Below are 2,870 nucleotides of genomic sequence, written 5' to 3' on the forward strand. Positions count from 1 at the left end.
ACTGGAAGATGCATTCAAATAGTCTGTCCATCCCTAAACTCAGGGTGCCGGGGTAAGCACATCGCTCCGCTGCGCCACGACGAGCGTATCTGTGGTTGTTGCCGGCGGCAGCAGGGCGATGCTCAATACCTCATCGAGGGTGTCTACCGGAATGAAGGTCATTTCGGCGCTAACCGCAGGGGGCAGGTCGTCGAGATCGATCAGACTCCGCCTGGGCAGGATCACAGTGCGGATACCGGCCCGGTGAGCGCCGAGCGCCTTCTCTTTGATGCCGCCAATCGGCAACACCCGCCCACGCAGTGAGATTTCGCCGGTCATGGCAATATCGTCACGCACCAGCCGACCGGTTGCCGCCGACGCCAGGGCGGTTGCCATCGTAATACCGGCTGAGGGGCCATCTTTGGGCACCGCACCAGCCGGCACGTGAATGTGAATGGCGTGGGTCTCGAAGAAATCCGGCTCGATGCCCAGCGAACGGGCGCACGAACGGACGTAGGTCAGCGCCGCTTCGGCACTCTCGCGCATGACCTCACCCAGTTGGCCGGTAATTGTGAGTTCTTTCTTCCCTTCAACCGCACTGGCCTCCACAAAGATAATATCGCCGCCGACCGGTGTCCATACCAGGCCGATAGCCACACCGGGCTGATCGATCCGTTCGCGAGTTTCGTTGGTGAAGCGTGGCCGACCCAGCGCGGTGCGCACAAACGCAGCATCGACCACAAACGGCGTATTGGCCGGATCGATCTCGCCTTCACTCATGCGACGGGCCACTTTGCGCAGCACCGCACCTATCGAACGCTCCAGATTCCGGACACCGGCTTCGCGTGTGTACTCATTGATGATGCAGCGAATGGCTTCTTCGGTGACGACAGCCTCTTCCGGGCGCAAGCCGTTGGCCCGCAACTGGCGCGGCACCAGATGAATCTGGGCAATCTGCACCTTCTCGTCTTCGATATACCCCGATAGCTCGATCACCTCCATCCGGTCGCGCAATGCCGGCGGTACCGTATCCCACGTGTTGGCCGTTGCCAGGAAGAGAACACGTGAGAGATCGAACGGCAGATTGAGATAGTGATCGGTGAAGGTGTGATTTTGTTCGGGATCAAGCACCTCAAGCAGTGCGGCTGCCGGATCACCGCGGTAATCGATCCCCAGCTTATCGATTTCATCCAGCAAGATCACCGGGTCGGCAGTACCGGCGCGGCGCAGCTCCTGGATAATCCGCCCCGGCTGCGAACCAATGTACGTTCGGCGGAAACCACGCAGCTCGGCCTCATCGCGTACACCACCGAGACTCATACGGACGAAGCTCCGGCCAAGCGCACGGGCAATACTCTGCCCCAGACTGGTCTTGCCCACGCCGGGTGGCCCGACAAAGGCGAGAATTGGCTCACGATTGGCACGCAGATTCTCTTCACCCAACGCTGCCCGACGTTGCTTCACTGCCAGATATTCCAGAATCCGCTCTTTGACCTTCTGGAGGCCGTGATGGTCTTCGTCAAGCACCTGGCGGGCAAAGGCAATATCGATTGGCTGACCGGTATACTTATTCCACGGCAGCTCAGCCAGCCATTCCAGGTAGGTACGTACTATCTGATATTCCGGTGAGCTGGCATTGATCCGAGCCAGGCGACTCAGCTCACGGTCGGCCTCTTTGCGGGCAACTTCAGGCAGATCGGCAGCGGCTAGCTTCTGCCGGAGATCGTCAAGTTCCGCAGCTTCACTCGTATCTTCGCCAAGCTCTTTCTGAATAGCGCGCAATTGCTGGCGCAGGTAGAATTCGCGTTGCTGCCGGGCCGCACTCTCCTGTACCTCTTGCCGCAATTTGGCCTGAACTTCGAGTAGGGCGAACTGCTTGCGGTAAAAGGTCAGCACCTTGCGTAACCGCTCGCTTACGTCGAAGGTTTCGAGCAATTCCTGGCGCTCGGCGAAGGTGTAATCGGGCGAATAGCCGGTGTTGTCGGCCAGATGACCGGGATCGTCGATGGAGCGGACAAAATTGCGAATCTCTTGTGTCACGCCGGGGCGCAATTCGAGCACCGCGTCAATCGCGGCGTGAACCTCGACCATTAACTGCTCAAGCTCCGGGGAGCGCTCGAAGACATCGGGCCGGCGGGTAAAGCGAAAACGCAGATACGGCGTGGTTTGGACGGCTTCACCCAACACAGCACGCACCAGCCCCCGCACGACCACCCCGCTGGCTCCGTTCGGCAGGGTACCGATCTGCTCGATCCGGGCCACTACCCCTACATTGAAGAGCTGGTCGGTAATCGGCGCATCGGCAGGCGCATCGGGCCGCCGGGCAGCCAGCAACACCTGACGCCCCTCGTGCGCTGCGGCTTCGGCTGCCGCCGACCCCAACTCATCGAGCGTCAGGCTGACCACAATATAAGGAAAAACGACCGCTCCCTCTAACGGAATGAGGGGCAGCGTCTCAACCACCTCTGGTTCTGGTGAAGGTGTCGTTGATGATGTCTCTTCAGACTCCGCAGTCGTCTGTTCCCGCAATGTTTCATCATTCATAGCACGTCTCCACATTGATCCGCGGAACAAGACTTCCGCACTATGTATATTTTGAAACTCATAGTGGAGCGTGTCAATGATGGGGCAAAGGTTCTAGTGCAATTCTAACAATTGCCGGTCTGCCACAAGGTAGGCGACCGGTAAAGTAGGCTAGAACCTGTTTCAAAAATATCTACTTATAAAGTCACCTCATTCATCGCCGACCGATTCCATGATCGTGGCGAGCACACCCGGCATCCGCGTGACCAGCCGGGTCAACGACGTGACATGTGCCGGATCGTGAGCACGGCCAGCGCGGCAGCATGGCTGCCGCACTCCAAACTACGCACCACGCGGATGATGAGCGA

At 59.1% G+C, this 2,870-nt stretch carries 1 protein-coding gene; it reads right to left on the reverse strand.

What is annotated here, in order from left to right; translation table 11 throughout:
* Nucleotides 1-39: 39 nt before the first annotated feature.
* The gene (lon, locus tag VAE55_RS14900) at nucleotides 40-2,523 is read right to left on the reverse strand and encodes an endopeptidase La (protein ID WP_322816530.1); all 2,484 of its coding nucleotides are present in this window, start codon (nucleotides 2,521-2,523) and stop codon (nucleotides 40-42) included.
* Nucleotides 2,524-2,870 lie beyond the last annotated feature (347 nt).

The organism is Chloroflexus sp., from assembly GCF_034432675.1.
Lineage (GTDB): Bacteria > Chloroflexota > Chloroflexia > Chloroflexales > Chloroflexaceae > Chloroflexus.